We start from the raw sequence: 7,036 nt of genomic DNA on the forward strand, positions 1-7,036 counted from the left end.
TCGCGATCGGCGCCAACCTCGGCGATGCCGCCGCGGCGGTGCGCGCCGCGATCCTCGCCATCGGCGCGATCGAGCGCACCACCGTGACGGCCAGTTCCTCGCTCTACCGCAGCGCGCCGGTCGATGCCACCGGCCCCGACTTCATCAATGCCGTGGTCGCGGTGCGCACCGGCCTCACGGCCGAGGCGCTGCTGGCCGACCTGCAGCTGCTCGAGCTCGAAGCCGGGCGCGAGCGGCCGTTCCCGAACGCGCCGCGCACCCTTGACCTCGACCTGCTGACGCACGGCAACACGGTCAAGGACACGCCCGCGCTCACGCTGCCGCATCCGCGCATGCGCGAGCGCGCCTTCGTGCTCAAGCCGCTGGCCGAGATCGCGCCCGACAAGGTGCCGCGCGCCGCGCTGGCGCGCGTGTCGAAGCAGGTCATCGAGCGGCTGCGCGACACCGACGCCAAGGCCTGAGCGAAGGTTTCAGGGGAGGGCGGGCGCCATGCTGCTGTACGTCCTCGATCTCGCCGGCGTCGCGGTGTTCGCCGTCAGCGGCGTGCTGGCCGCGGCCCATGCGGGGCTCGACTGGCTCGGCGTGGTCGTGATCGCCTCGGTCACCGCGGTCGGCGGCGGCACCCTGCGCGACCTGCTGCTCGACCGCCATCCCGTGTTCTGGGTCCGCGACACCCGCTATGCCTGGGTGATCCTCGCCGTCTCGGCGCTGGCCATCGCCTGGCTGCACGCGTTGCCGGTGCCGCAGCACGCGCTCGCGGTGGCCGATGCGCTGGGCCTCGGGCTGTTCGCCGTCATGGGCGCGCAGGTGGCCGAGGAGCAGCGCCGCGGCGCGCTGATCGTGGTGCTGACCGGCACCATGACCGGCGCCGCCGGCGGCCTGCTGCGCGACGTGCTCACGGGCCACGTGCCGCTGCTGCTGAGCGGCGGCTTCTACGGCTCGGCCGCCATCGCGGGCATCGTCGCCTACCTGCTGCTGCAGGCGGCGGGCCTGCCGCGGCGCTGGGCCTTCCATGCCGGCATCGCGCTGGTCGTGGCGCTGCGGCTCGGCGGCATCTACGGCGGATGGCAGCTGCCCGTGCTGAAGCTCGCGGCCTGAGTTCCTTTTCGGGTCGAAATGCGACCGTGGCCGCCGTGCCTCGCGCATATACAACGAAAAGATCAACCCCCCAAGGTCCGGATCGCACGATCCGCCCGTTTAAACTTCGCGGGTTTTTTCATCAAGGCGTCATCAAGTTGTGATTGACGTCCTCCAGGAGTCGCCATGTTCGGCAAGCTGCTGCCCCGCGAGGGCAATTTCTTCGAGATGTTCAACCAGCACGCCGAGCGCATCGTCGAGGCGGCCCGGGCCTTCGAGCAACTCGTCACCAACTACAACGACGTGCACCTGCGCGAGCAGTACAACCGCGACGTCGACAACGCCGAGCGCGCGGCCGACCGCGTCACGCACGACGTCAACCGGCTGATCCACAAGACCTTCATCACGCCGATCGACCGCGAGCAGATCCACAAGCTCATCAACACCATGGACGACGTGGCCGACCTGATCCAGGACTCGGCCGAGACCATGGCGCTGTACGACGTGCGCCACATGACCGACGAGATCGTGCGCCTCACCACGCTGAGCGTGAAGTGCTGCGACCGCCTCAAGGACGCCGTGAAGTACCTCGGCAAGATCGCCGACCCGGCCGTGGCCGAGGCCACCCTGAAGACCTGCGAGGAGATCGACCGCCTCGAGTCCGACGCCGACCGCGTGATGCGCAGCGCCATGAGCAAGCTGTTCCGCGAGGAGCCCGACGTGCGCGAGGTCATCAAGCTCAAGGCGATCTACGAACTGCTCGAGACGATCACCGACAAGTGCGAGGACGTGGCCAACGTGATCGAGGGCATCGTCCTCGAGAACTCCTGAGCGGGCACGACCGATGGCAACGGTGCAGGTCGCCCTCTGGGTGGTGATGGTGCTGGTCGCGCTCGCGATCCTGTTCGACTTCATGAACGGCTTCCACGATGCCGCCAACTCGATCGCGACCGTGGTGTCCACGGGCGTGCTGCGGCCCGGCCAGGCCGTGGTGTTCGCCGCCTTCTTCAACCTGATCGCGATCTTCGTCTTCCACCTGAGCGTGGCGGCCACCGTGGGCAAGGGCATCGCCCAGCCCGGCGTGGTCGACGTGCACGTGGTGTTCGGTGCGCTGATCGGCGCCATCAGCTGGAACCTCGTCACCTGGTACTACGGCATCCCCAGCAGTTCCTCGCATGCGCTGATCGGCGGCATCGTCGGGGCCGTGATCGCCAAGACCGGCACCAGCGGCCTCGTGGCCTCGGGCATCTGGAAGACCGTGGCCTTCATCTTCGTCTCGCCGGTGCTGGGCTTCCTGCTCGGCTCGCTGATGATGGTGATCGTGGCCTGGACCTTCCGCCGCGCCACGCCTTCGCGCATCGACCGCTGGTTCCGGCGGCTGCAGCTGGTCTCCGCTGGCGCCTACAGCCTGGGCCACGGCGGCAACGATGCGCAGAAGACCATCGGCATCATCTGGATGCTGCTGATCGCCACCGGCTACGCCTCGGCCGGCGCGGCCGAACCGCCGACCTGGGTCATCGTGAGCTGCTATGCCGCGATCGCGCTGGGCACCATGTTCGGTGGCTGGCGCATCGTCAAGACCATGGGCCAGAAGATCACCAAGCTCAAGCCCGTGGGCGGCTTCTGCGCCGAGACCGGCGGTGCGCTCACCCTGTTCCTGGCCACCGCGCTGGGCATTCCCGTGTCGACCACCCACACCATCACCGGCGCCATCGTCGGCGTGGGCTCGGCGCAGCGCGCGAGCGCGGTGCGCTGGGGCGTGGCGGGCAATATCGTGTGGGCGTGGATCTTCACGATTCCCGCGTCGGCGTTCGTGGCGGCGATCGCCTATTGGGTGAGCTGGCAGATCTTCTAAGGGTGGTCCTTCGAGGTACCGCCTCGAAGTTGCTCGGATGGGAGCTGCACGCACGACATCGTCGAGGATCGTCCTATGGTTGCGTTGACAGCTCAGCAGAGAGGCGCGCTGACAAGCTATCTGCGTACTTGGAAAATAGTGCCAGGTGCATGCGTCGAGATGCCCGATAGCGCAACCGATCGGTTCTGCGAACTGCTTCTTCGAGGGCAGCCGTGGAACGAAATGTGGTCGGTTGGCGATGTCAGGGACCTGATCGAGCGCGTGCGGCAGAAGGTGCTTCGCACCGCGAGCGAGCAAGTCCTGGCGGTTCCGGCCATGTTGTGCGAGGAGCTTGAGGGCAGCCTGCAAGCGGAGCTTGAGTCCTATCCGAGGGACTACTTTGTCTATGTCGAGCTTCCAGGCTTGAGCCCTGGTTGCCTTGCGGACGAACTGGCCATCCTCTCTGATCAGATTGCCTTGGTCAGAACCAGTGCGCCTTTCGACGGAATCGAAAGACTGGTGCGCCCAAACTGCCCTGTGGGTGCCGGCGACCTACTGGCAAACGTCAGTTCGATGGACGAGGCGCGCGAAGCGCTTCGTCCCATCAGCAGCTTCCTTCTGGAACAAGACTCCGTCTACTTTCGAATCACAGAGTCTGGTGGGTTGCCAGACCTTCTCTTTGGAGAGGAGCCGGCGCTGCTCCCGCGAGCGCTCACGGTTGTAAAGATCGTTGTGTTCTACGGGCTGGAGATCGGCTTGTTTGTTCGGCGTGAGGTTTTCCGGAGTAGGCACTTGGATTCCGGGCGGCGGACCATTGCGCATATCGCCATTCATGCGGTGCAGGGCGATGAGCAGCGACCTGAACAGATGCCGCGCGATCTTGAGAACTTCGTGCGTGGCGTGACCTTTGACCGTTTGGATGAGAAGGAGGTCGAGCCTTATCAGCGTCGCAACATGGCGCCGGACCTCCATCCAATTGTTCACTTTCTATCCACCCTGCATTTCGACCCGCACGCTCAGCGGATCGCCGCCGGCATTGAATGGCTGATCGACTCGCTGATAACAACGAATCAGACACTCTCGCTGGTACAAAGCTGTATTGGTATCGAAGCCATTCTTGGTGACAGCACGCCAGGAGCGTACGAGCTGGGAATCACTGCACGTCTCTCGGAGCGATTCGCGTACCTGATGGGGACCAGTGCAGAAAATCGGAGCGCGCTACGGGATCAGTTTCGACTCGTGTTCGCGAAGAGAGGGGATCTCGTTCACGCGCGAAGGCATCGATTGCCACCCCATGAGTTGCAGGTGGTGCAGATCGCCCAGAAGATGTTGCAGGAGCTCATTCGCAAGGAGTTGTCCTTGATGCTTGATTTGCCACCGGGTGTGCTCAGCCAAATGGATCCAATGAAGATCAAGCTCAATATGAGGCCGTTCTAGGGTGTTTGGCTCGATGTGCTTGCCGCCGTAGTCGCGAGAAGCAGATCTTTCGAGCGTGCGGCCGCGGAGCCATGCCATGTGGTCTCTGTGTAGCTACCACGCCTGAAACACCGCGCCCGGAATGACGAGCGCCGCCAGCGACGGCCCCGCGCTCTCGACCAGCGCGATGCACTCGCTCAAGGTCGCCATCTTCACCATCGAGCCTCGCCGTGCCTCGACGATGAAATCGATCTGGACCGTGCGGTCGTCGTTCACATAGAACTGAAGCGTCTCGCCGAACTGGTCGATGAGGCCGAAGAAATTCCCGGGGTGGACGAGTACGCCGCGCATGTACTCCCTGATCTGCTCGAAGTCGAAGTAGGACTCGTCCTCCGGCTTCCCGAGGCCCCACCCGTCTTCGCGGTAGTCATGGTGGAACGCGACGAAGCCGGGGGGGTTTCTCTCGGGCCATTCGATCATGTGCAACTCCTTGGGGCCTGGATCGACGTGCTGCGATCGACAGCGTGCGAACAAGCCGTCGTTGTAGCGCGAGCCTGTCGTCGATGCGCGCCGCGCAGTGCGTTTCAGCACATCTTTCTGAGCCTGTTGTTATCGCGCCAAAGAGTCCCGATTCCATCGATGGGCTCTAAGGGTTGTCACGGACTCTTCACTCGCACACGAGACCATCACTGCACCCGATTGCAGATGCATCGTGTGCAGCGTCGCTCGGAGCCGGTCCCACGCCGGTGCCGAAAGAAACGCGATCCGATGCGCACGAGAAACCGCGGCGAGCCGCCGCGGAATCCCCGGTGTCCCCCCCGTTCCGGGGTGGTTCCTCGAAGGACCGCCCAGGACGCTTGTTGTGCTTAAGAAAGAGGAAGCTGAAATGAAAAAATCCCTGGTGGCATTGGCCGCCGTGCTGGCGGCCGGCGGAGCGGCTGCTCAATCGTCGGTGACGCTGTTCGGCGTGGTCGATGCGAGCGTGAGCAACTACTCGACCAAGAGCGAGTACCGTGGCACGAACCCGCTGCTGATCGGCGCTTCGCGCAAGCAGAGCCAAACGGCCCTGGCGAACGGCAGCAGCAGCTCCAGCCGCCTCGGCTTCCGCGGCACGGAAGATCTGGGCGGTGGCCTGGCAGCGAGCTTCTGGCTCGAATCGGGCATCACCAACGATGACGGCAAGACCGGCGTGGCCGCGTTCGACCGTCGCTCCACCGTGAGCCTGTCGGGTGGCTTCGGCGAAATCCGCCTCGGCCGCGACTACACGCCCACCTACTGGAACGACAACGTGTTCGATCCCTTCGGTCTGCGTGGCGTGGGCACGAGCCTGATCAGCCGCGTCGGCGATTCGCTGTCGCGCAAGGGCGGCACCGCTCCCAACGGCGCTTCGGCCAGCGACAACTACGCGCGCGCCAGCAACAGCATCGGCTACTTCCTGCCGCCGAACCTCGGTGGTTTCTACGGCCAGTTCCAGTACGCGCTGCACGAGAACGTGAAGTTCGACGAGAACGTGATCGAGTCGCCGTCCAAGCGCGGTTCGTACTTCGGCGGTCGCGTCGGCTATGCCAACGGCCCGCTCGACGTGGCTGTTTCCTACGGCCAGGACAACAAGGACTCCACGCCGCTGACCGCGACCACGGTCCTGACCCCGGCGCTGGCTTCGCAAGCGTTCAAGAACCGCATCAACACCTTCAACCTCGGTGCGAGCTACGACCTCGGCGCTGCGAAGCTGTTCGGCGAGTACTCGTCGGCCCGCAACAAGTTCGACAACGTCACCACCCTGGGTGCTCTGAACTACGTCAACAGCGTGACCGACAAGTACGACGGTTTCCTGCTCGGCGTCAGCGTGCCGGTGGGCCCGGGCCAGATCAAGGCTTCGTACGGCTACCTGAAGTACAAGGCTGGCCAGAACCCCGTCGTGAACCCGGCCCTCGCGCTGTTCGGAAACCCCGAGCTGTCGACCAAGGCCAACCAGTTCGCGATCGGCTACGTGCACAACCTGTCGAAGCGCACCGCGCTGTATGCCACGCTCGCCCGCGTGCGCATCAAGGACGGTCAGAACAACCCGACCGTCTTCGGTCGCGTGACCACCGGTGGCGCCCCGGCCTACCTGGCCACCGCCGGCTGGGCACCGCGCTCGTCGACGGGCTACGACTTCGGTCTGCGTCACAGCTTCTGATTTCCGCGTCTTTTTTGTCTCCAAGGTTTGCCACCCGGCTCTGGTCGGGTGGTTTTTTTGGTTGGTACCCGGTGTCGGCGCGACCGACTGCGCAGGCCCACCGGATGCGCGAGCCCTCGGGGCGCCGGGTCCTTCCCGCCTGATTTCCTTTTTTCTTCGCAGTGGACGGCCTCGCGCCGCGCCGCCGCATGGGCGTTCGCCGCCGGACGCTACGCCACCGACAGTGCCATGCGCACCAGGTCGATCTGCCGCTGGCAACCCATCTTGTCCATCAGCGCCGCGAGCTGCGTGCGCACCGTGTTGATGGAGACCGCCTGCGCCGCTGCATGCTGCTTGAGCGTCTGTCCCTCGACCAGCGCGACCAGCACCCGTGCCTCGGCCGGCGTGAGGCCGAAGGCGCCGCGCAGCAGCTCGGCATCGAGCGGCTGCACCCGATCGGGCAGATGCAGGCGCACGAGTAGCAGTGGCTCGTTCGCCACGCGCAGATGCGCCTGTGCCTTCGTGAACTGCAGGCCGCAGGCCAGGCTGTC

General features: G+C 65.1%; 8 protein-coding genes. 6 read left to right on the forward strand and 2 right to left on the reverse strand.

Translation table 11 applies throughout. The features are described from left to right. The 5 genes from folK to AC27VN_RS28105 form a co-directional block, all read left to right on the forward strand. On the forward strand, positions 1-461 hold a 461-nt coding region (gene folK / locus AC27VN_RS28085; RefSeq protein WP_490878653.1), incomplete at its 5' end, for a 2-amino-4-hydroxy-6-hydroxymethyldihydropteridine diphosphokinase. A gap of 28 nt (positions 462-489) precedes the next feature. Next, positions 490-1,098 carry a trimeric intracellular cation channel family protein gene (locus AC27VN_RS28090; protein WP_490878654.1) on the forward strand — a complete coding sequence of 203 codons (609 nt, stop codon included), beginning with the start codon at positions 490-492 and terminating at the stop codon, positions 1,096-1,098. Positions 1,099-1,263: 165 nt separating this feature from the next. Then, positions 1,264-1,908 carry a DUF47 domain-containing protein gene (locus AC27VN_RS28095; protein WP_057590652.1) on the forward strand — a complete coding sequence of 215 codons (645 nt, stop codon included), beginning with the start codon at positions 1,264-1,266 and terminating at the stop codon, positions 1,906-1,908. Between the two features lie 13 nt (positions 1,909-1,921). Continuing rightward, positions 1,922-2,932, forward strand: coding sequence for an inorganic phosphate transporter (locus tag AC27VN_RS28100; RefSeq protein WP_490878655.1), 1,011 nt, complete (start codon positions 1,922-1,924; stop codon positions 2,930-2,932). Between the two features lie 159 nt (positions 2,933-3,091). Continuing rightward, positions 3,092-4,348 (forward strand): hypothetical protein, encoded by a 1,257-nt coding sequence (locus AC27VN_RS28105; protein WP_490878656.1) that lies wholly within the window; start codon positions 3,092-3,094, stop codon positions 4,346-4,348. Between the two features lie 93 nt (positions 4,349-4,441). Here AC27VN_RS28105 and AC27VN_RS28110 read toward each other — a convergent pair whose 3' ends face one another. Then, positions 4,442-4,807 (reverse strand): hypothetical protein, encoded by a 366-nt coding sequence (locus tag AC27VN_RS28110; RefSeq protein ID WP_490878657.1) that lies wholly within the window; start codon positions 4,805-4,807, stop codon positions 4,442-4,444. 406 nt (positions 4,808-5,213) lie between these two features. Between AC27VN_RS28110 and AC27VN_RS28115 the strand changes: the two genes are divergently transcribed. Next, on the forward strand, positions 5,214-6,506 hold the full coding sequence (locus AC27VN_RS28115) for a porin (protein WP_093348891.1): 1,293 nt from the start codon (positions 5,214-5,216) through the stop codon (positions 6,504-6,506). Positions 6,507-6,715: 209 nt separating this feature from the next. On the opposite strand, the gene AC27VN_RS28120 is transcribed toward AC27VN_RS28115, so the two are convergent. After that, on the reverse strand, positions 6,716-7,036 hold a 321-nt coding region (locus tag AC27VN_RS28120), incomplete at its 5' end, for a helix-turn-helix transcriptional regulator (protein WP_490878658.1).

This window comes from Variovorax sp. 20P10.2.4 (genome assembly GCF_058244205.1).